A 21,772-nucleotide genomic window follows, 5' to 3' on the forward strand; every position below is an offset into this window, starting at 1 on the left:
TTCCCTTATTCGGGCGTCAGGCGGAGACCACGCTAATCATCCCGTCTCTCGCGGCGGTATTGAAATGGCACGGCTTTTCTCTCGCCGCGGTATTGATTCGAGCTGATATTTCTCTCGGCAAGAGAAATAGCGATGCGGACGGCTACGCCCGGCGTGGGCGGCGCAGGGGAGAATGGCACGCGGTACGCGCCGGCCGTGTGGCCGCGGCCGTCCGGATGGCGCACTTGTGGTGGTCCGGAAAGGCCGCGCCCTGGCGCCGGCGCCCGGAATCACCGCTGGAGGTCACCTCCGGAACCGCGGTGAAAGCCGTGAATCGCGTGATTGCGTCCCAGAGGGGATTGAAGACCTCGGTCGAGATGCGCCGGTCGGCATAGAATTACGGGGGATACCGGAATCACGCTCGACGATGGCCTGACGACTCAGGCGTGTCCAGGAGGTGCCGTGGTCCGCGAGATCGATCGACAGTTGGCGACGGTGCTGGCGCGTCATGCGGTCGCCCACGCCGCTCCTGGCGAACTGCCCTTGTTCGAGGTCACATCGGATGCCTTCTTCGCGGCGCCCGGGCGGGCCGGGCGGGCGTTCAGGCGGAGCGAACCACTCGGCTTCGGCCTGGAGACCGCGGTCACCGTCGTCAGCACCATCGCGCTCACCGTGACCGTCGACGTGCTGAAGGAGATCACCACGCGCCATGCCGAACGACTGGTGAGTTCGTCGGCATCGCGGGTTGGTCGCGTGCTCAGGCGCAGGTTCGCACGCAGGTCGCGGCAGTCCGCCGAGCCGTTGCCGAGCCTCGATCAGGAGCAGCTCGCGGCGCTCCGCGAGCTGGCATACCGGCGGGCGCTGGAACTGCGCGCGTCCGACGAGCAGGCGGCACGGATAGCCGACGGCATCGTCTCAGCGTTGGCCGGGCCGACCAGCGACCCGTGAGGCCGGCCGCGGAGTCCGCGGCGGCGACGGCTGACGCCCGGCCCAGTCCGTTCGCCGTCCCTTCCGCCACCACCTCGCGATTCGCCCTGCTCGTCGTCGTGATCTCGATGATCACATTGACGTACGGCCCGTCGACGGTTCCGGGGATGGGCGAGAGGCCGACGGGCGACTACGCGGGCCTGACCTGCTTCCGGAACCTGGTGAACGAGGCCACCCGGCGAGCCGGCACACCGGTGAACCTGTTCGACACGGACACGTACCGGTTGCACGGGAGCTGCCCGGAAGGGGCGGCGGCGAATCCGGCACCGGGCCTTCGGGTGCTCGCGGTGTACTGGCTGGTCGTGCTGGCCATGTGGTGGGCGATACCGCTCTGGCGGCTGCGGCGCCGGCGCCTCCGCCCGCTGCCTGTCGCCGAGATGCCGGAACTCCCCGGATACCTCGCCGAGTTGCGGCGGGTCGCCGGAGTCGGCACCCGTGTCACGTTCGTGGTCGACTACCTCGACCCGCGGATCTCCGGCCTCGCCTTCGGACGACCGGGGCGGCGGCACATCCTGCTCAGCGGCGGACTGCTGGCCACGTTCGTCTCCGACAGACCGGTCTTCCGGGCGGTCGTCCTGCACGAACTCGCCCATCTCCGCAATCGTGACGTGGACCTTGGATTCATCACGATCTCGGCGTGGCGGGTCTTCCTGGTCCTGATCCTCGCTCCCGACCTGTTCTCTTTTCTGAGATTGCCGGCCGAGGCCCGGCTCCGCCCCTCATACGGCTTCGCCGCGACGTTGGCCGGGCAACTGGTCGTGCTGGCGGTCTATCTGCTGCTGGCCGGCAACGCCGTGCTGCGCAGCCGCGAGCTGCACGCGGACGCTCGCGCGGCGCAGTGGAGCGGCGGCCCCGACGACCTGGCCCGACTGTTCGCTCCGCACGCGGGCGTCCGGATCGGACGGCTACGTCACTCGCTGGGGTCGCATCCCGCGACCCGCGACCGGCTTCTGGCTCTGGCCGACACATCCGCGCTGCTGAGGATGGGTTTCGGTGAGTCGCTGACCATGGGACTGGCCATCAGCCTCGTTCAGGACATCGGCGAGACGGTGTTCGAGGGGAAAACGGCCTTCTGGGTCTTCGCCGTTCTGCTCGCGACCGGAGTCGGGCTCGGGATCTGGCGCATGGAGATCGCCGCGTACGTGCTGGGTGATCCGACACGCGTCAACCGGGTGGGCCTGGGGCTCGGCCTCGGTCTCGCGGTGGGCGGGACAGTCTCTCCGGCCTGGCCCGCGTCCGAGGATCTGCTCGGGCGATCGTCGATCGGCGCCATCCTCCCCTGGTGCGTGCTGTTGTTCCTCGGGGTCTGGCTGTTCGTCCGCTGGATGGCGATGGTGGCTCGGGCCTGGATGCCGGTGGCCGCCGCCGCGCGCCGCCCCGCCCTCGTCGTCGTGACGACCCTGGCCGTCGCGGCGGTCCTACTGGGCATCGGGTTCGTCTACGCTCTGCCGCTGGCTTCGATCGCGGGGCAGGCACAGGCGCTTCTGTTCCCGGGGCTTCCGCAGACATCGGTGTTCTTCGTCGAGGCCGTGGTCGTCCTCATCACCGCACCGGAGGCGCTCAGGATTCTCACCTTGCTGACCATCGCGGTGCATCCGCTCGTCGGAACCGTCCTCGCGCGTCGTCTCCCGTCGCGGCCCGCCCCGTCATGGCTCACGCTCGATCCGTTGCCGCCCGGCTGGCGGAGCGCCTCTCCGCTGCCGGGGGAGGGAGGAACCGCGATCAGGAGTGGTCTCGTCGTCACGTGCTTCGCGCTTCTGCTCGAGTTCGCCGGCTTTCTTGTGGGCCTCTTGACGGCCCGCGACGTGGTCGCTTCTTTCATGCGTTTCTACGGCATGGAGGCGTTCTACTTGGCGACGATGGCGCTGACGTCAGTGATCGTCACGGCTCGCGCCAGGGACTCTTCCGTGCTCTGGGGTATCGTCGGCGCCTCTGTCGCAGGGCTGGTCGTGGTGATCGGTGAGAGCGTCGTCTTCCACATGGCGGCGGGCATCGCCACGGTCGCGTACGGCCGTTCCGCCATGCCCGTTCTCAGCTCCGCGGTGTGGGACTCGCCGATGTACCTGAGTTGGATGCTGTCCGTATTCGCCGAGGGCATCGAGCTCGCCTCTCTGGTGGCACTGGTGACAGCGGCCGTAGGCCCCCGCCGCCTCCGCCGCACCCCGGCACCCTAGGCCACCGGGGGTGGTGTGATCTGCCCAGAGATGGTCCCCGGGGCCTCCCGATTGCCAAAAACCTGTAAATTTGGTAGGAAATACCTGTGTCTCTGGCATCGGGGCCGGCCCCGAGCGGCCCGACGTGCCCCGACCTTCGGAGCGACCACCGTGACGTCTTCCCCCTCAAGATCGCTTTCTCCCGCCCCCGTGGGCGGGCCTCCCGTGGCGGGCGGGCTCCCTGACGGGGCGCCCGCCACCGCGACGCCGTTCCGGCGGGGTCGCGGGACCCGCCGGATCGGCGTGCGGGTCCTTTCGCTCCTGGCGCTGCTCGCGCTCTGGCAGCTCGCGGCCGCCGCCGCGGGCAACCCGTCGTTCGTCCCAGCGCCCCGGGCGGTGTGGGACCAGCTCGTCCTGCTGTCCACCACCCACGACGGCGTCCGCGGCTACAGCGGTCACCTGCTCGCCGAGCACCTGGGCATCAGCCTCCGCCGCATCCTCGTCGGCTCGGCGCTCGGCGTGGCGGCGGGGCTCGTCATCGGCGTCGTCCTGGGCGCCGTGCCGTGGATCCGTCTCGTGGCCGAGCCGGTCGTGACCTTCGTACGGGCGCTGCCTCCGCTGGCCTACTTCAGCCTGCTGATCATCTGGTTCGGCATCGACGAGACGCCCAAGCTGTGGCTGCTCGCCATCGCCGCGCTCCCACCGGTCGCCGTGGCCACCGCCGCGGCCGTCCACGGCGCCCCGACCGGCCTGGTCGAGGCGGCCAGGGCGCTGGGCGCCTCCCGGTGGAACGTGATCAGGGACGTGGTGCTGCCCAGCGCGCTACCCGAGATCTTCACCGGTGTCCGGCTGGCCGTCGGGGTCGCGTACTCCTCGGTCGTCGCGGCGGAGACGGTCAACGGCGTGCCCGGCATCGGGGGGATGGTCCGCGACGCCCAGCGTTACCTGCAGACCGACGTCGTGGTGCTCGGGCTGCTCGCCATCGGCCTGTCCGGACTGCTGATCGACGGCCTGCTGCGCGCCGCCGAGACCCGGCTCATCCCCTGGCGCGGCCGGACCTGACCACCGCGTCCACCCGAACTCCCATGAAGCCCCCCAACCTGCAGAAGGAACCTTTCGCCATGCCACGACCACGCCCCGCGCGCCTGTCCACCATCGTCCTGGCCGCCGCGACGGCCGTAGTGACGGCCGCTGTCCTGACCGCGTGCGGCAACGGCACCGCGTCCGGCGGAGGTGGCGGCGGCGATACGACGGAGCGCACCATCCGCATCGCCTACCAGGCGTTTCCCAGCGGGGACCTCATCGTGAAGAACAAGGGGTGGCTGGAGCAGGCGCTGCCCGGCTACACGATCAAGTGGACCAAGTTCGACTCGGGCGCCAGCATCAACACCGCCTTCGTGGCCAAGAGCGTGGACATCGCGGCCATCGGGTCGAGCCCGGTCGCCCGCGGGCTGTCCCAGCCGCTGAACATCCCCTATCAGGTGGCGTTCGTGCTCGACGTGGCGGGCGACAACGAGGCCCTGGTCGCCCGCGACGGCAGCGGCGTCTCCTCGGTGGCGGACCTGCGCGGCAAGAAGGTGGCCACGCCGTTCGCCTCGACGGCTCACTACAGCCTGCTCGCCGCCCTCGATAAGGCGGGGGTGCCGGAGTCGGCGGTGAACCTCGTCGACCTGGAGCCGCAGGACATCGTGGCGTCCTGGACGCGCGGGGACATCGACGCCGCCTACGTCTGGCTGCCGACGCTGGACGAGATCAAGAAGACCGGTAAGACGCTCGTCACCAGCCGCGAACTGGCGACGGCGGGCAAGCCGACCCTCGACCTCGGCGTGGTGTCGACGGCGTTCGTCAAGGCGCACCCCGACGCCGTCGACGCCTGGCGCAAGGCCGAGGCCAGTGCGCTCGACCTCATCGCGAACGACCCCGACACCGCCGCCCAGGCGGTGGGCGCGGAGCTCAACCTCGGCAAGGACGACGCCAAGGCGCAGCTCAGCCAGGGCGTGTTCCTCAAGCCGGCCGACCTGTCCTCGCCGGAGTGGCTCGGCACGCCCGGCCAGGTCGGCGGCCTGGCCAAGAACCTGGTGAGCGCGGCGCAGTTCCTCAAGGACCAGCAGAAGATCGACTCGGTGCCCGACCTCGCCACGGTCGAGAAGGCCGTCTACACCGAAGGGCTTCCCGGTGTCCTCGCGCCCTGACCCGGCCGCCGCCCCCGCCGTGGCGGACGAGGACGCCGCCGCCGTGCGCCTGCACGAGGTCGGGCACGTCTACGACGGCGCGGGAGGCCCCGTCGCCGCCCTGGGACCGATCTCCCTCACCGTCCCGTCCGGGACCTTCCTCGTGCTCGTCGGCGCCTCCGGATGCGGCAAGAGCACGCTGCTGCGCCTCGTCGCGGGCTTCGAGAAGCCCACCTCCGGCACCGTGCTCACCGGGGGCGCCGAGCCCGTCCCCGGCAGGGGCGCCGGGATCGTCTTCCAGCAGCCCCGGCTGTTCCCGTGGAAGACCGTGGGCGGCAACGTCGAACTGGCCCTGCGGTACGCCGGGGTGTCGCGCGCGGAGCGCGCCCGCCGCGTGCCGGAACTGCTGGAACGGGTCGGCCTGCACGACGTGGCGGACCGCCGGATCTGGCAGATCTCGGGAGGGCAGCAGCAGCGGGTGGCGATCGCCAGGGCGCTCGCCGGCGACGACCCGCTGCTGCTGCTCGACGAGCCGTTCGCCGCCCTCGACGCGCTCACCCGCGAGCGCCTCCAGGAGGACCTGCGCCGGGTGAGCGCGCAGACCGGCCGCACGTCGGTGTTCGTCACCCACAGCGTCGAGGAGGCCGTGTTCCTCGGCAGCCGGGTCGTCGTGCTCACCCGCCGGCCGGGCCGGATCGCGCTCGACCTGGAGGTCGGCCTTCCACGCACCGGGATCGAACCCGACGAACTGCGCGCCCTGCCCGAATACGCCGCGCTCCGCGCCGAGGTCGGCCACGCCGTACGCGCCGCCGCCGCCTGAAGCACAGCCGTCACCCGAGGAGAACGAGATGACCACATCGACCGCCGTCAAGCTGGACCTGCGACCGCTCGGCCCCCACTTCGGGTCGGAGGTCGAAGGGCTGGACCTGGCACACGCCACCGACGAGGAGCTGGCCGCGGTGCGCGCCGCCCTCGTGGAACGCAAGGTGCTGTTCTTCGGCGGCCAGATCCTGGACGAGGACGGGCAGGTGGCGCTCGGCCGCCGTCTCGGCGAGCTGACCGCCTCCCACCCGGTCGTCGGGGGAGTCGACGAGGCGCATCCCGAGATCTACGCACTCGACAGCGCCGACAACGGCTTCGCCGACGTCTGGCACACCGACGTCACGTTCATGCCCCGCCCGCCGCTCGGCTCGATCCTGCGCGCGGTGGTCCTCCCACACACCGGCGGCGACACCAGCTGGGCCGACAGCCAGCTCGCCTACGACTCCCTGTCCGCCCCGGTGCGGGAGCTCGCCGACCAGCTCACCGCGGTGCACGACGGCAACCGCGAGTTCGGCTACTACCTCGCCCAGCGCCGGTCCGGCAGGGGCAGCGTCTGGGACGGCGAGGTCGTCACCCGCCTCGACCCGGTGGAGCACCCGGTGGTCCGCGTCCACCCCGAGACCGGCCGCAAGGGCATCTTCGTCAACCCCGGTTTCACCTCCCACATCGTCGGCGTGTCCGAGGCGGAGAGCCGGGCCATCCTGGACCTGCTCTACGCCCACCTCACCAAGCCCGAGCACATCGTCCGGCACCGCTGGAGGGCCGGCGACGTCGCCATGTGGGACAACCGGAGCACGGCCCACTACGCCAACCGGGACTACGGCGACGCCCACCGGGTGATGCACCGGATCACCCTGCGCGGCGACCGTCCCTTCGGCCCCGGACGACGTTCCTGAGCTCAGTACATGCGCGGCGGAGCGGGGTCGGTGCGCACGTGCAGCAGATGCGGCCGGTCGTCGGCGAGCGCGGCGGCGAGCGCGCCCTTCACCTCGGCGGGCTCGGACACGTACCGGGCCGCGCAGCCCATTCCCTGGGCGAGCGCGACGAAGTCGAGCCCGCCGAGGTCGACACCGGGGATGCCCGTGCCGCCGGACGCCTCGCCGAGCAGCCGCACCGCCGCGTACCGCGTGTTGTCCAGGATCACGAAGGTCACCGGCGTCCGCTCGCGCGCCGCGGTCCACAGGGCCTGGATGCCGAACATGGCCGACCCGTCGCCGAGCACCGCGACCACCCTGCGGCCCGGCCTGGCCAGTGCGGCACCGACCGCGGCCGGGAGCCCGTAACCGAGCGCGCCGCTCGCGGTGGTGAGGAACCCCGTGTCGGTCGCGGTGATCGGCAGGTGGTCGTGCAGCACGCTGCGGTGGCTGGGCGTCTCCTCCACCACGATCGCGTCGGCGGGCAGCAGTTCGGCGAGCGTGGCGTAGACCTCCGCCGCGGTGATCATCCCGTCCGCCGGTCCCGCCGGCCGGGCGAGGACGGGCGGGGCCGCCCTGCCGGTCACGCGCGCCCGGCGGACCGGCGCACCGTTCGCGGCACTGCCGAGAGCCTCGTCCAGCGCCCGGAGGGCGAGCAGCGGCGTCGCCCTGATGCCGGGGCCCGTGTCCGCCCTGGCCAGCACCTGCTCGTCGTCGCTGACCACGAAGAGCGGGGGCAGCGGGACCTCGGCCTCGCCACGGTAGACGTGGTAGGTGAAGGCCGGGGCGCCGATCACCACGACCAGGTCGTGCCGGGCCAGCGCCGCGGCGGTGGCGCGCTTCTCCGCGTCGAGGAAGCCCAGGAAGAGGGGATGGTCCTCGGGGAAGGAGCACCGGGGCGAGACCGGCGCGGCCCAGACGCCCGCCCCGACGCGTTCCGCGAGGGCGACGAGGTCCGCGACCGCGCCGTCCGCGTCCACGCCGGGCCCGGCCACGATGCCCGGCCGTACGCTGCCGTGCAGGGCCCGGGCCAGCGCCGCGAGGGCGGCGGGGTCGGGGCCGAAGCCGGGGATCGCCGGACGCGCGGCGACCGGCGCACCCGCCTCCGCGTCCCAGTCGTCCGCCGGAACGGAGATGAAGACCGGGCCCCGCGGGGCCTGGGACGCCACGTGGTAGGCGCGGGCGATCGCCGCGGGCACATCCTGCGGCCGGGCGGGCTCGCAACTCCACTTGACGTACGGCCGGGGGAAGGCGGTGGCGTCGGTGGCGCCGAGGAACGGGTCGCCGCGCAGCAGCGTCCTGCTCTGCTGGCCGGCCATCACGATCAGCGGGGCGTGGCCGCGCGCGGCGTTGAACACCTGCCCGAGGCCGTGGCCGAGGCCGCCCGCGCTGTGCAGGTTCACCAGCACCGGCCGCCTGGTCGCCTGGGCGTAGCCGTCGGCCATGGCGACGACCACCGATTCGTGCAGCCCGAGCACGTAGCGGAAATCGTCCGGCCAGTCGGTGAGAAATGCGACCTCGGTGGTTCCGGGATTTCCGAAAACGGTGGTCAGGCCGAGTTGCCGGAGCAGCCGGCGGGTGGCGTCCCGGACCGTCCTGTCGCTCGCGATCGAATTCACGGGAAACGCCTCCCAAAATCTCAGGAACGGGCGGAAAGCCGCATGGTGAAAAGCCGGGCGCAATATCCCCGGAGTAGCGGCGCCCGGTCGCCGAGATGTTTCTCGACACCGTGCAGCAGCGTGTCGAATCCGTCGCGGTCGCCCGTGGAGGCGAGCGTGTCGATCGTGGCGACGGCCTCGCGCAGCGCCGCCCTCGCCGCGGCGGCGTGCGGGTTGGCCACCTGGATGTCCCAGTAGACCTCGGGGTTGCCGCCGGTGATCCGGGCCAGGACGGCGAGCATGGTCAGGTGCGGGGGCGGGGCCAGGGCGAGCAGCGCCTCGGCGTCCGCGCCGCCCGCGACGACCGCCTGCCCGAAGGCCAGCACGGCGGCGTGCGTGGCCGCCTGGAGGACCGCCGTGACGCGGTCGTGCTCCCCGGCGGTCAGCTCGACGACGCGGGCTCCGGCGGCGGTGATCGAGCCGAGCAGCGCGGCGGTGCGCGGGCCGTCCGCCACGCGTACGGCGGCCACGGCGTTGCCCTGCCAGCCCAGCGCGGGCGCGAACATCGGGTTGAGCCCGCACGCCTCCGCACCCCGGGAGGCCGCCGCGCTGGCGAGAGCGGGCGTGACGGCCTCCTTGACCGACAGGGTCTCGACCAGCAGCGCCCCCGGCCGTACGGCCGGCGCGCAGGCGGCGACGGCCGGGACGGCGACCTGCTCGGGCAGCGCGAAGACCACCGTGTCGGCCCGCCGCAGCACGCCGAGCAGGTCCGCCGACGGGCGGCACGCGTCCGCGACGATGACCGCCGTGCCGGGGATCTCCGCCGCCCGCACGTCCGCGCACACCACCGGGCCGTCCGGGAGCCGCAGGCGGGCGAGCAGCCCGCCCACCTCGCCCGCGCCGCCGACCACGACCGTCGTCATCGGGACTCCACCGGCTCACCGGCGCGCAGCGCGGCCACGTCGATCTTCCCGTTCCGGTTGCGCGGCAGTTCGGCGAGGACGACGTACCGGTCGGGCCGCATGTACGCGGGGAGCGTGGCCGCCGCGACCGCGCGGAGTTCGTCCTCGGTGGGCGGGGCGCCGCTCGCGGCGACGAAGGCGATCACCTGCTCCGCCCCGCCGGGTGGCGTCCGCAGGGTGACGAAGCAGCCGGTGACGGACGGATGCCCCGCCACGGCCGCCTCGATCTCCCCGAGTTCCACCCGGAAGCCCCTGATCTTCACCTGGCTGTCGGTGCGGCCGGCGATGTGCAGCTCACCGCCGGGTGACCAGAACCCGCGGTCGCCGGTGCGGTAGATCCGCCCGCCGCCCCTGGGGTCGGGCAGGAACCGCGCCGCGGTGAGGCCGGGACGCCGGTGGTAACCCCGCGCCAGGGCCGGGCCCGAGACGCAGATCTCGCCGATCACCCCCGGGGGCGCCGGCCGGAGCCCGGCGTCCAGGACCTCGACCCGGTAGTTGGGCAGCGGCCCGCCGATCGGGATCCGCCCGTCCGCGGCGTCGGCGATGCCGCAGTGGTGGGCGGTGGCCCACACCGCGCACTCGGTGGGCCCGTAGTCGTTGAGCAGCACGGCGTCCGGGCAGGTGAGCAGGTGGCGCGCGACCAGCCGGGGCGGCATCGGCTCGCCGCCCACCGAGACCAGCCGCAGCCGGCTCAGGCACTCCTCCCCGGCCGCCTCCAGGACGAGCCCGTAGTGCGACGGGACGGAGTGGATGTGGGTGATCGGCACCCGCCGCAGCAGGGCGCGCAGGGCCAGCGGGTCACGCGCCTCGGTCTCGGTCGGCAGCACCGCCGTCCCGCCGCCGGTGAGCGTCCAGTAGAGGCCGCCCGCGGCGCCGTCGAAGCACAGCGGCATGGTGACCAGGTCGCACTCGGGCGGCGGGCCGCCCACGCCGCGGGCGTGCGTGGACACCACGATCGCCCGGTGGCTGACCGCCACGCCCTTCGGCACGCCGGTGGACCCGGACGTGTAGATGACGTAGGCCAGGTCGGCCGTGCGCACCGGCACATCCAGGTCGTCCCCCCGATCGGGGTCCTGGCCGGTGCCCGCGCCCGGGCCGTCCGGGTCCAGCAGGCGTACGCCCGGGAACCCGGCCGGGAAGGCGAGGGGGGCTTCGGCAGGGGAGCCGTCGGGAGACTCGCCCGGAGACTCCTCAAGGGACTCGCCGGGGGAGGCGGCTGCGCCATCGCCGGTCGGCCGGCCGACCGCGAGCCGCACGCCGGAGTCGGCGAGGATGCGGCGGATGCGGTCGGCGGGCTGGGACGGCTCGATCGGCACGTAGGCCGCGCCGGACTTGAGCACGGCGAGCATCGCGACGACCGACTCGGCGGCGCGGCCGGCGAAGACCGCGACGAGGTCGCCGGGGCCGGCGCCGGCCGCGCGCAGGCGCCGCCCGAGCCGGTTGGCCCGGGCGTTCAGCTCGCCGTAGGTGAGCGTGACGTCGCCGCAGACGAGCGCCGTACGCGCGGGCTCGGCCGCAGCCCGGCGCTCGATGAGCGTGTGCAGGCAGACGTCCTCCACCGGCTGCGGCTCGCCGCCGGACCAGGTGGCGATCGCCGCGCGCTCGGCGGTGGTGAGCGCGGCGACGTCGCGTACCGGGCGGTCCTCGGCGATCTCCCCGAGGACCGCGAGCAGCCGGTCGGCGAGGGCGGCGACCACCTCGGGGTCGAACAGGCCGGTGTCGTGGTCGAGGCACAGCCCGCCGTCCGACCACCGCACGACCAGTTCGTGCGGCACGGACACGACGGCGCCGGGCTCCGCCGCTTCCCGGCGCCCTCCCGCGACGGCGACGCGGGCGACCACGCCGGCCGGGAGGGGCGGCGCGGCGCGGAGGTCCTCCGCCACCCGGCGGACCAGGTCGGCGGCCCGTTCGCGCTCGTCCACGAGCACGGTCAGCGCGACCGGGCGGGGGGTGACGACCCCCAGGCGCACCTCGGGCTCGCCCGTGTGGCGGGCGAGGAGAATCGCCGCGGCCGCCGCCAGGACGGCCTCCGGCGCCGCGCCTTCAAACACCGTGCCTTCCGGCACCGTGCCTTCCGGCACCGTGCCTTCCGGCACCGTGCCTTCCGGCACCATGCCTTCCGGCACCGCGCCTTCCGGCAGGGTGCTTTCCGGCAGGGTGCTTTCCGGCAGGGTGCTTTCCGGCACCGCGCCCTGTGTGCCCGCGCTGCCCGGCCGTGCGGTTTCCGGTGCCGCGGCTTCCGGCTGCGGGTGTTCCGGGGTCGCGCCGCCGGGGGCGGGCCACGGCCGGAACACCGTGTCGGTCGTGCCGGACGGCACGCTGCCGCAGCGGAGCCACGCCGGCAGCTCGCCGCCGTGGCGGACCCCGCCGTCGGGGTGCGGATCTCCCGGGAAGGCCGTACGGCCGGGCAGCCGGTTCACAGCAGCACGCGTTCGTGCGGCGCGGACCGGTGTGCCCGGGACTTGCGCAGGTCCCGGGTGACCAGCACCTTCTTCAGCCACCGGTCGGTGCCGTCGAACCTGGCGCGGAACGCGCTCCTGCCGTGCACGGCCCGGTAGTTGTCGACGATGAGCAGGTCGCCGGGGCCGAGCGCGACCCCGCACAGGTTGGCCTCCAGCGACCCGACCAGGGCGGCCAGCGCCTCCTCGGCCTCCCCGTCGCCCGGCAGCGCGGACATGAACACCGGGTCGATGCGCAGGTACGGCGCGTCGGGGTGGCCGAACAGGACCGCGCTCGGCTCGGGCTCGTCCTGCATCCGCTGGATGCTGTGCATCGCCATGCCCATCCCCGCCGCCTCCTCGGCCCGCGCCCGCAGCCGGTTGAGGTGCTCGTTGTCGGGGCGGATGAGGAAGCGCGGCTGGGCGAGCACCGCGCGGTGTGCGGGGTCGATCCGCACCTCGTCGACGCCGGCCACGGTGGTCGGCACCGCGTCGTGGTTGCGCATCCCGAGCAGGAGCAGGTAGTCGCAACGGAGGGGGTGGAAGCCGTCCTCCGTGTGCCACTCCAGCTGCACGGTGCCGTGCCCGCTCTGCTCGCGCTCCTCGGTCGGCATCGGCACCACGTCGTGCACGAGCTTGCCGTTCTGCAGGGACGACCAGCCGAAGACGTCGCCGAGCAGGCTCGCGACCAGCACCAGGTAGACCTCGTGGGCCGTGCGCGCGGGCACGGTCGAGGGCCTCGCCTGCTCCCGCCAGTCGAGCGGGGTGGGGCCGATCTCGTCGTCGGAGACCGGCAGTCCCCGGACGACCAGCGCCGGGCTGCTCTCGAACAGGCGGAGGGAGAGCAGTTCGCCGACCAGGCGCTCCGGCAGGCGATGGGCGTACGTCGCGGCGCCGTCGAGCAGCGCCGGGGCGGTGCTCGAACCGTGGCGGGCGGCGAGGGTGCGGGTGTAGGTGTCGATCTGGGCCGCGTCGGCCGGGTCGAGGTCGATGTAACGGATGCTTCCCGTCCCGGTGCTTCCCGTTGCGGCCTCGCCGTCCGGCCGCGGCATCGTTGAGACGTCCTCCATGGTGGTCCTTTCTCGCCTCACGCCCGCTACGCCGCGGCCCGCGCGGCAACCTCTTCGGGGGCCGGGAGGTAGCCGTTCTCCACGAGGAAGCGGAAGCAGGAGTGGGCCCACTCCTCGTTGACCGGCGGGCACTCGATGCCGGACCCGTCCAGGGCCGCGGTCAGCACCCGGCACTCGTCCATAGGGTCGACCCGCTGCTGCAGGTCGGGGTCGAGGGCGGCGTGCCGCATGGACGCCACACGCAGGATCGGGGTCAGCGGGTAGAGGATGTGGTCCTCGTCGACCGCGAGGGCCTGCCGCCTGGCCTCCTCCTCCTCGACGACGTTGAGGGCGTAGCCGAACGACCGCAGCCACTCGTAGCACTGCTGCATCGTGGTCGGTTCCCGGTTGGTGATGTTGAAGTTCCGGCCGAGGTTCTCCTCCCGCAGGGAGGTGTAGACGATCGCCTTGGCCGTGTAGTCGACGGGCACCGCGTTGATCACGTCGTTGTAGAGCGGCAGCACGCCGAGGTCCAGGAAGCCCTTGAGGTAGACGTACAGGTAGTCGGTCTCGTGGGAGGCGCCGGTCTGGGTGTGACCGGTGATCATCCACGGGCGCTGCACGGTGACCGGGACGCCGCGGTCGCGGGCGAGGGTCACGATCCGCTCGGACACCCACTTCGTACGGGGGTAACCGGTGGGGATCTTGGTGGGCCGGTCGGTGAGGTCCTGCTCGGTGAAGGGGCGCTCCGCGCCCGTGCCCATGAAGACGTCCACGCTGGAGATCAGGTGGAACGCCTTGAGCCGGGTGGTCGTCGCCAGCCGCAGCAGTTCCTCGGTGCCGAGGACGTTCGCGGCCTTCATCGCCTCGTAGGGGTAGGTGAAGTTGACGATCGCGCCGCTGTGGTAGATCGCGTCCAGCGACCCGGCCAGCTCGTCGTACGCCTCCTTCGACAGGCCGAGGGCCGGCTTCGCGAGGTCGCCGGTGACCACCCGCAGCCTGGACCGGTACGACTCGTCCCACGCCCGGTACTTGCGCAGGACCTCCTCCAGGCGGTCCCACGCCTCGTCCCGGCTCTGGCCGCGCACCAGGCAGTGCACGATCGCGTCGGTGCGCTCGATCAGCTCTACCGCGACGAAGGCGCCGAGGTAGCCGGTGGCGCCGGTGACCAGCACGTGCTCCGGCTCGAACCACCGGGCGTGCGGCAGGCCGTCGGGCCGCACGGCGGGGTCGAGCGTGACGTCGGCCTGCAGGTCGGCGAGCTGCTGCAGGTAGAGGGCGGCGTTGTCCTGCGCGCTGCGCTCGCGCTGCTGAAGCTCGACGACCCGGGCGATGCCCTCGACGGTCGGCACCCGGAAGATGTCGTCGATCGGCAGTTCGATCGTGTGCTGCCGGGACAGCTGCGCGGCGAGCCGGGCCACCAGCAGCGAGTTGCCGCCGAGGGAGAAGAAGTCGGCCGTGACGCTGAGCCGCGGCAGGCCGAGCACCGAGGCGAAGGTCTCGGCGATCTCCGCCTCCAGCGTGGTGCGCGGCTCGACGAAGTCGCCGGCGGCCACCTCCTGCGGCGTGGGCAGCGCGGCGAGGTCGATCTTGCCGTGCCGGGTCAGCGGCATGCGCTCCAGCGTGACGAAGGCGCTCGGCACCATGTAGTCGGGCACCTGCCCGAGCACGTGGTTGACCAGCGTCTCCTGGGTCAGGATGCGGCCGGACACCGGGACCACGTACGCGACCAGGCGCGGCATGCCGGGCTGGTCCTCGCGCACGGTGACCACGGCCTCGGAGACGAGGGGATGGCGCAGCACCACGTTCTCGACCTCGGCCGGCTCGACCCGGAACCCGCGGATCTTGACCTGGGTGTCGGCCCGGCCGAGGAACTCGATGGTGCCGTCGGCCCGGTAGCGGGCCAGGTCGCCGGTCCGGTAGAGCCGGGACCCCGGGGTGAACGGGTCGGGCAGGAAGCGGTCCGCGGTCATCGCGGGGCGGTTCACGTAGCCGCGGGCCGTGCCCTCGCCGCCGATGTACAGCTCGCCCGGCACGCCCGGAGGCACCGGGTTGAGCCGCCGGTCCAGCAGGTGGATCCGCGCGCCCGGGATCGGGCGGCCGATCGGCACGCGGGGCGCGTCGGCGTCCGCCGGCGACACCGGGTGCACCGAGGCCCACACCGTGGCCTCCGTCGGGCCGTACTCGTTGAACAGCACGGCGTCCGGCGAGTGGCGGTAGTGCTCGGCGACCAGGCTCGGCGGCAGCGCCTCGCCCGCGACGACGGTCGCGCGGACCGACGGGCGCGGCTCCGGGTCGGTCTCCAGCAGCAGGGCGTACTGCGACGGCACGCCGTCGACGTGGGTGACCTGGCGGTTCCGGATGAGCCGGCCCAGCAGGCGGGGGTCGAGCACCTCCGTCTCGGTCGGCAGCACGACCGTGCCGCCGCGGCTGAGCGTCCAGTACAGGCCGCCGCCGGCCGCGTCGAAGGTGAGCGGCGCCAGCACCAGGTAGCGCTCGGGCAGGCCCGGCCCCTCGCAGGCCGTACGGGCCTCGGTGGCGTGCACGATCTGCCGGTGCTCGACCGCGACGCCCTTGGGCCGGCCGGTCGATCCGGAGGTGTAGATGATGTAGGCCAGGTTCGCGGGACCCGCCGGGACGACCGCCCGGTCCGCCGGGTGCTCGGGGTCGGTGATGGAGACGCTGACCCGGGTCCGCCCGGCCAGCGTCACGGGCAGGGCGGCCAGGGCCTCCGCGCGGCCGACGAGCAGGCCGATCCCGGCGTCGTCGGCGATGAACGTCAGCCGGTCGGCCGGGTAGGAGGGGTCGAGCGGCACGTACGCCGCCCCGGCCTTGAGCACGCCGAGCAGGGCCACCACGCTGTGCGGCGACCGGTCGACGACGACGCCCACCCGCGACTCGGGTCCGGCGCCCCGGGCGACCAGCTCGGCGGCCAGCGCGTCCGCGCGGCCGTCGAGGGAGGCGTAGCTGATCTCGACGCCGCCGCCGGAGACCGCCGTACGCTCCGGGTGCGCCTGGGCCGCCCGCTCGACGAGCGCGTGCAGGGTGAGCGACCGGTCGCGCTCGGTCCGCGTGTCGTTCCACCCGGCCACGATCCGCTCGTGCTCCTCGGGGGTGAGCAGCGGGATGTCGGCGAGCGGGTGGTCGGGGCGGGCCAGCCCTTCGGTCAGCACCACCAGGACGTGGCCGAGGAACCGCTCGACCGTGCCCCGGTCGAACAGGTCGGTGTTGTACTGCGCGCGCAGGTGCAGGCCGTCGCTCCGCCGCACCGCGAACAGGTCGATGTCGTGCGGGGTCCAGGTCACCGGCAGGTCGAGCGGCCGCGCCACCGCGCCGGGCAGGACGCGGTCCTCGGTGTCCTCCTCGAAGGCGAAGGTGGTCTGGAACAGCGGCGTGCGGCTCAGGTCGCGCTGGGGCTGCGCCGCGTCCACGATCCGGTCGAACGGGAGCCGCGCGTGCGCCAGGGCCTGCGCGCGGGCGGCGGTGACGCGCCCGGTCAGCGCGCCGAGGCCGTCACCGGCCCGCAGCTCGACCCGCAGCGGCACGATGTTCTCCAGCGGGCCGACCGTGCTGTCCTGCGCGGCGCTTCCGGTGGCGGTCCACGATCCCGCCGCCGGGACGCCGATCGCCAGGTCGTGCTGCTGCGAGTAGCGCGAGAGCACGGCGGCGTACGCGGCCAGCAGCGTCGGCCCCGGGTCCTCGCGCCAGGCGGTCAGCGCGGCGGCCAGGGAGGCGGGCACCGGGACCGTGACCGCGTCGCCGTGGATGGTCTTCAGCGGCGGGCGCGGCCGGTCGGTCGGCAGCTCCAGCGGGCTGAGGGCGGCCAGCCCGCCGCGCCAGTAGTCGACGGCCTCGCCCGCGTCGTCGCTCTCGCTCCAGGCGCGCTGGGCGTCCACGAGGGAACGGAAGTCGGCGGGCGTGCCGGCGGGCGCGGCCTCGGCGCCGCCGGACAGGGCCGCGTAGCGCGACAGCACCTCGTCGACGATCAGCCTGACCGAGCGCCGGTCGGCGACCATCTGGTGCGCGGTGAGCAGGAAGACGTGGTCGTCCGGGGCGGCGCGCAGCAGCGACGCGCGGACCAGCGGCCCCCTGCCGAGGTCGAAACGGGTCCCGGTCTCGGCCGCCGCCACCCGGGCGAGCTCACCGTCGAGGTCGCCGGGGTCGATGTCCTGGACGGGCAGCCGCAGCGTCACCGCCGCCGCGGTGGTGGCGATGGCCTGGCCGTTGACCTCGCGGAACGTGGCCCGCAACACCTCGTGCCGCTGCACGACGGCGACGAGCGCCTGCTGCATCGCCGCCGGGTCGATCGGGCCGGACAGCCGCACAGCGGCGCTGACCTGCCAGGGTTTGGCGGAGTCCAATTGGTGCAGCAGCCACAGGCGGCGCTGCTCGAGGAGAAGGGTGCTGGGTGTCGTCTCGACCGATCCGTCCAGGAGCTTGGCGAGCAGCGCACGCTTCTCCTCCGGGGTCATCGACTCCAATTCCGGCCGCTGGCTCATGTGTCGCACTCCTGTCGGTGGATGTGAATCGGGGGGTCAGGCGGCGTGCTCGCGCAGCGACCGGGGGCGCATGTCGACCCAGACTTTCTCGATGTGGTCCAGGCACTCCTGCTTGCGGCCCGTGACGCCGACGCCGGCCCAGCCGGGCGGTACGGGCCGGTCGGCGAACCAGATGGAGTACTGCTCCTCGTCGTTGAGGACGACCTGGAAGACGGTCTCGGGGTCATCGATGCCCATGAGGGACTCCTTGAGTTGGGTGGTTGTTCGGTGGCGGCCCGGGTCATCCGAGCCGGCGGAGCAACTGGTCGATCTCGGCGTCGGACAGTTCGGCGAGCCCGCCGTACGCGGCGGACGAGGCGTCGGCGGCCGCGCGGGCACGCTCCTCCTCCACCGCCGCGACGGCCTCCGCGAGACCGGCCACGGTCGCCCTGCGGAAGAAGTCGCGCACCGGGACGAGCACGCCGAGCTGGTCCCGTACGCGGCCGATGACCTTGGCGGCGAGCACGGAGTGCCCGCCCAGGGCGAAAAAGTCGGCGTGGACGCCGAACTCCGGCACCGGCAGCACGTCCCGGAAGATGGAGATGATCGCGCGCTCCAGGCGGTTGCGCGGCGGGGTCTCGTCGATGCCCTCCCGCAGCGCCTCCCCGCACATCGCGGTGAGCGCCGCCCGGTCGACCCCGCCGTCCGGCAGCCGGGGCAGCTCGCGCAGCACGCCGAACGCGGCGGGCGTCCCGGGTTCCTCGGATCCCGTACGGACCCGGTCGCGCGCGTTCGCCAGGGCCTCCCGCACCGTGGCCACGAGGGCCTCGCGCGACCGGGGCGAGGCGGCCGCCTGCGGGTCGGCGGGCACCAGCCAGCCGACGAGCCGCGGCCCGGCTCCGGTCTCCCCGGGCACGACGGCGGCCTCGCGCACCCCCTCGACCTCGGTCAGCCGCCGTTCGATCCGGTCCGGCCGCACGACGTGGTCGCCCAGAATCAGGCGGCCGTCGGCGTAGCCCGCGAAGCGCAGCTCACCGGAGGGGGTGCACCGGTAGCGCTCACCGGTCGCCACCGCGCCCGAACCCATCGCGCCCGAACCCATCGCGCCCGAACCCGCCGTGTCCGAACCCACGACGGCGGGACCCGACAGCCACAGCTCGCCGACGACGCCCGGGGGCACCGGCTCGCCCGTCTCGTCGAGCAGCCGCCGGACGGTCCCGGCGAGCGGCGGGCCGGACCCCTCTCCCAGGCGGGACAGGCTCACCGGAGCCGCCGACAGCGGCGTCCGCCTGCCCAGGAAGACGGTGTTCCCGGTGCGTCCGAGCGCCTCGGCCAGGTCGTCGGCGACGAACGGGCCCACGCAGACCAGCCGGGCGTCAGGCGACGGCGCGTACCCCTCGGTCAGCAGCCGGCGCCAGACCTGCGGCGCGGCGACCACCACGGTCCCGCCTGCGGGCGTGTCCGTGAGGACCAGGCGGGCTCCGGCGCTCAGCGGTGCGAGCAGGGCGGCCAGGTCCACCGGCCCTCCGTCGTGCACGAGGACGACCTCGTCGTCCGGGCCGAGCCCCAGCCTCGCGGCCACCGCCGTCGCCGCGGCGGCCAGCGCGCGGTGGGAGAACACGACCGTGTGGCCGTCGCGATCGCCGTCGTCCACCTGCCAGGCGGGCGATCCGGCCCGTGCCGAGCCGGAGGGCACCGGGTCGAAGCGGGGGCCGGTGGTCACCAGCCAGTCGTCCGCCGTGAACGTGACGAACGCCCCGGCGCGCGGGTGTCGCGAGCCGTACGTGAGGACCGCGCCCGTCTCGAAGACGGCCAGCACCGCGACGAGGAGCGCCGCCGACGGCAGCGGCGGCGTCGCGACGACGACGCCCGGCCCGACGCCCTCGGCCCGCAGCCGTGCCGCCAGTCCGGCGGCGGCCGTACGCAGGTCGGCGTGGCTCATCTCGGCGTCGGCGGCGCGGACCGCGTGACCCTGGCTGGAGGACCGGCCGGCGAGCACGTCGAGGATGGTGCCGTCAGGCGGCGCGGGGGCCTCCTCGCGCGACCGGCGTTCGGCGAGCGCGCGCTCCCCGGCGTCCGCGCGCGGCAGCGCGCCCCAGCGCACGCCGGGGTCGCGGCGGATCTCGGCCAGCACCGCGCGGTAGACGTCCAGCAGCAGCCGCGCCGTGCCCGGGTCGTACAGGTCGCGGTCGTAGTCGAGCCGCAGCCGCAGTCCGTCGCCGTCCGGCAGGACCGTCAGCCACAGGTCGAACTTGGCCGACGTGACGGCGAGGTCGACCGGGACCATGGTCAGCTCGGGCAGCCGCGCGAGGACACCGGGCGTGTTCTGCATGGAGAACATCACGTCGAACAGCGGGTTGCGGTCCACCACCCGCGGCAGGCGCAGCTCCTCCACCAGCCGGTCGAACGGCATCTCCTGGTGGGAGAAGGCCTCCAGGCAGGTGTTCCGTACGGCCCGCACGGCGTCGGCGAAGCCGGCGCCCTCCGGCAGGCGGGTGCGCAGCACGAGCGGGTTGGCGAAGAACCCGATGACGTCCTCGGCGTCGGGGTGGTGCCGCCCGGCCACCGGGGTGCCGACCGCGACGTCCGGCTGCCCGGTGACGCGGGCGAGGGTCACCTTGAACGCGGCGAGCAGGAGCATGAACGGGGTCGCCTCCCAGCCTCTGCCGAGGGCGTCGAGCGCCGCCGCCTCGTCGGCGGGCAGCGTCTCCTCCAGCCGGGCCGCGGCCATGCGCCGCTGCGCCTGGCGGGAGTGGTCGACGGGCAGCGGAAGCGGCTGGACGCCCGACAGCGTTCCGCACCAGTGCGCAACCAGGTCGCGCAGCGGCTCGCCGGCGAGGGACTCCTCCCGCCAGGCGACGTAGTCGGCGTACTGGATGGGCAGCTCGGGAGCCGGGCCCTCGCCGTCGAGCAGGCGGCGGTAGCTCTCGGCCAGGTCGCGGTAGAAGACCTCGATCGACCAGCCGTCGCAGCAGATGTGGTGGATGACCACGATCAGGGTGTGCCGGTCGGCGGCCTCCCGCACCAGGAGCACCCGCAGCAGCGGCGGCTCGTCCAGGACGAACGGCAGGCTCGCCTGCTCCTCGGCCGCGCGCTGCACGTACTCCTCGGCGGCCTCGGGAGACAGGTGCGAGCAGTCGACCGTGGGCAGCGCCACCAGCGTCTCGACCGCGACGACCTGTCGGGGGTCGCCGTCGACCACCCCGACCCCCGCGCGGAGGCTCTCGTGCCGGGCGACCACCTGGTTCAGCGCGCGCTGGAGCAGCACCGGGTCGAGCCGCCCGGTGAGCCGCACCGCGCTGGTGACGTTGTACGCGGCGTTGGCGGCGGGGTCCCACTGGCACAGGAACCACAGCTGCCGCTGGGACGGTGCGGCGGGCAGAATGATCATGTTGCCGTAGTCGCGTTCGGGGCCGCTGCCGACCGCGCCGACGTAGGACGAGCTGGTCATCGTTCGATTCCCCCGATGTCACCGGTTTCCCTGGCAGGCGTCGTCGTGGTCAGGGCCGCCTCGATGAGGCGGACGATCCGGCCCTCGTGCTCCCGGACGAAGAAGTGGCCGCCGTCGAACGTCGTCACGCGGCACTCCTCGGATGTCAGCTCCGCCCACGCGCCGCTCGCGGCGACGTCCACTTCGTCGTCGCGGCCGTGCAGGACGTGGACCGGCACCGGCAGCGGCGCGAGCGGCTGGAAGCGGTAGTTCTCGACCACCGCCAGGTCGGCACGGATCGTCGGCAGCATCAGGTCGATCAGCTCCGGATAGGCCAGCACCTCGGCGTCGAGGCCCTGGCCCTGGTAGAGCCACGCCACGAGCTCGTCGCGCGGCAGGTCGTGCGCGGGGTCGAACCGCACCAGGTGGGGCGCCTCCAGGCCCGCGACGAACAGCCCGGCGGGCAGCGGCAGGCCGGCGTCGCGGATCCGCCGGGTCAGCTCGAAGGCCACCAGCGCGCCCATGCTGTGGCCGAAGAACGCGTAGCGCCGATCGGTCAGCGGGGTGACCGCGGTGAGCAGGGCGTCGGTCAGCCGGTCGATGTCCGGGATCGCCGGTTCGCTGAGGCGCACCTCCCGGCCCGGCAGGCACGCGGCGGTGACGCGCAGGCTCCTGGTGTGGCGCTGCCACCCCCGGAACACCGACCCGCTGCCGCCGGCGTACGGAAAGCACACGAGCTCGCACGCCGGATCCGGCACATCGGCGAACGAGGCCAACCAGCATGATCTCAT

The 21,772-nt window shown here is 73.6% G+C and carries 14 protein-coding genes and 1 pseudogene; 6 read left to right on the forward strand and 9 right to left on the reverse strand.

From position 1 onward, the window contains the following. The first annotated feature begins 441 nt into the window (after window positions 1-441). The 6 genes from FED44_RS28990 (at window position 442) to FED44_RS29015 (ending at window position 7,008) form a co-directional block, all read left to right on the forward strand. A complete protein-coding gene (locus tag FED44_RS28990; protein ID WP_138462692.1) occupies window positions 442-927 on the forward strand; it encodes a hypothetical protein in 486 nt (161 codons plus the stop codon). Beyond that, complete coding sequence (locus FED44_RS28995; protein ID WP_138462693.1) at window positions 924-3,140, forward strand: M48 family metalloprotease; 2,217 nt, start codon at window positions 924-926, stop codon at window positions 3,138-3,140. Before FED44_RS28990 ends, FED44_RS28995 begins: the two co-directional genes overlap by 4 nt. A gap of 282 nt (window positions 3,141-3,422) precedes the next feature. Further along, on the forward strand, window positions 3,423-4,181 hold the full coding sequence (locus FED44_RS29000; protein ID WP_244302360.1) for an ABC transporter permease: 759 nt from the start codon (window positions 3,423-3,425) through the stop codon (window positions 4,179-4,181). Between the two features lie 59 nt (window positions 4,182-4,240). Further along, the gene (locus tag FED44_RS29005) at window positions 4,241-5,311 is read left to right on the forward strand and encodes a taurine ABC transporter substrate-binding protein (protein ID WP_138462695.1); all 1,071 of its coding nucleotides are present in this window, start codon (window positions 4,241-4,243) and stop codon (window positions 5,309-5,311) included. Further along, window positions 5,295-6,110: an ABC transporter ATP-binding protein gene (locus FED44_RS29010; RefSeq protein ID WP_138462696.1), complete on the forward strand. Its 816-nt coding sequence runs from the start codon at window positions 5,295-5,297 to the stop codon at window positions 6,108-6,110. The genes FED44_RS29005 and FED44_RS29010 overlap by 17 nt, the downstream gene beginning before the upstream one ends. Window positions 6,111-6,138: 28 nt before the next feature. Continuing rightward, window positions 6,139-7,008: a TauD/TfdA dioxygenase family protein gene (locus tag FED44_RS29015; RefSeq protein WP_138462697.1), complete on the forward strand. Its 870-nt coding sequence runs from the start codon at window positions 6,139-6,141 to the stop codon at window positions 7,006-7,008. A gap of 2 nt (window positions 7,009-7,010) precedes the next feature. Here the strand turns inward: FED44_RS29015 and mdlC are convergent, their stop codons facing one another. The 9 genes and pseudogenes from mdlC to FED44_RS29055 all read right to left on the reverse strand — a co-directional run bounded on the left by mdlC (window position 7,011) and on the right by FED44_RS29055 (window position 21,772). Further along, window positions 7,011-8,645 carry a benzoylformate decarboxylase gene (gene mdlC / locus FED44_RS29020; protein WP_208759243.1) on the reverse strand — a complete coding sequence of 545 codons (1,635 nt, stop codon included), beginning with the start codon at window positions 8,643-8,645 and terminating at the stop codon, window positions 7,011-7,013. 20 nt (window positions 8,646-8,665) lie between these two features. Beyond that, window positions 8,666-9,547 (reverse strand): prephenate dehydrogenase dimerization domain-containing protein, encoded by an 882-nt coding sequence (locus tag FED44_RS29025; protein WP_138462698.1) that lies wholly within the window; start codon window positions 9,545-9,547, stop codon window positions 8,666-8,668. Continuing rightward, on the reverse strand, window positions 9,544-9,849 hold the full coding sequence (locus FED44_RS38580) for an AMP-binding enzyme (RefSeq protein WP_416360977.1): 306 nt from the start codon (window positions 9,847-9,849) through the stop codon (window positions 9,544-9,546). Before FED44_RS38580 ends, FED44_RS29025 begins: the two co-directional genes overlap by 4 nt. After that, window positions 9,826-11,700: pseudogene (locus tag FED44_RS29030) on the reverse strand (amino acid adenylation domain-containing protein); the annotation flags it as partial. The gene FED44_RS38580 and the pseudogene FED44_RS29030, both read right to left, overlap by 24 nt. Window positions 11,701-12,002: 302 nt before the next feature. Then, window positions 12,003-13,094 (reverse strand): guanitoxin biosynthesis L-enduracididine beta-hydroxylase GntD, encoded by a 1,092-nt coding sequence (gene gntD, locus FED44_RS29035; RefSeq protein ID WP_208759244.1) that lies wholly within the window; start codon window positions 13,092-13,094, stop codon window positions 12,003-12,005. A 26-nt stretch (window positions 13,095-13,120) separates the two neighbouring features. Further along, entirely contained in the window at window positions 13,121-17,572 is a 4,452-nt protein-coding gene (locus tag FED44_RS29040) for a non-ribosomal peptide synthetase family protein (RefSeq protein ID WP_111701480.1), read from the reverse strand. 36 nt (window positions 17,573-17,608) lie between these two features. Further along, the gene (locus FED44_RS29045; RefSeq protein ID WP_111701479.1) at window positions 17,609-17,809 is read right to left on the reverse strand and encodes an MbtH family protein; all 201 of its coding nucleotides are present in this window, start codon (window positions 17,807-17,809) and stop codon (window positions 17,609-17,611) included. Window positions 17,810-17,852: 43 nt separating this feature from the next. Then, entirely contained in the window at window positions 17,853-21,002 is a 3,150-nt protein-coding gene (locus FED44_RS29050) for a condensation domain-containing protein (protein ID WP_138462700.1), read from the reverse strand. After that, complete coding sequence (locus FED44_RS29055; protein WP_111701520.1) at window positions 20,999-21,772, reverse strand: thioesterase II family protein; 774 nt, start codon at window positions 21,770-21,772, stop codon at window positions 20,999-21,001. The genes FED44_RS29050 and FED44_RS29055 overlap by 4 nt, the downstream gene beginning before the upstream one ends.

The sequence above is a fragment of the Microbispora triticiradicis genome (assembly GCF_005864065.1).
Lineage (GTDB): Bacteria > Actinomycetota > Actinomycetes > Streptosporangiales > Streptosporangiaceae > Microbispora > Microbispora triticiradicis.

Excerpts from the sequence above, each read along its gene's own strand:
- FED44_RS29005 (WP_138462695.1), top strand. The coding sequence starts at position 4,241 with ATGCCACGACCACGCCCCGCGCGCCTGTCCACCATCGTCCTGGCCGCC.
- FED44_RS29015 (WP_138462697.1), top strand. The coding sequence starts at position 6,139 with ATGACCACATCGACCGCCGTCAAGCTGGACCTGCGACCGCTCGGCCCC.
- FED44_RS29050 (WP_138462700.1), bottom strand. The coding sequence starts at position 21,002 with ATGACCAGCTCGTCCTACGTCGGCGCGGTCGGCAGCGGCCCCGAACGC.
- FED44_RS29055 (WP_111701520.1), bottom strand. The coding sequence starts at position 21,772 with ATGAGATCATGCTGGTTGGCCTCGTTCGCCGATGTGCCGGATCCGGCG.
- gntD (WP_208759244.1), bottom strand. The coding sequence starts at position 13,094 with ATGGAGGACGTCTCAACGATGCCGCGGCCGGACGGCGAGGCCGCAACG.
- FED44_RS29040 (WP_111701480.1), bottom strand. The coding sequence starts at position 17,572 with ATGAGCCAGCGGCCGGAATTGGAGTCGATGACCCCGGAGGAGAAGCGT.
- FED44_RS29025 (WP_138462698.1), bottom strand. The coding sequence starts at position 9,547 with ATGACGACGGTCGTGGTCGGCGGCGCGGGCGAGGTGGGCGGGCTGCTC.
- FED44_RS29045 (WP_111701479.1), bottom strand. The coding sequence starts at position 17,809 with ATGGGCATCGATGACCCCGAGACCGTCTTCCAGGTCGTCCTCAACGAC.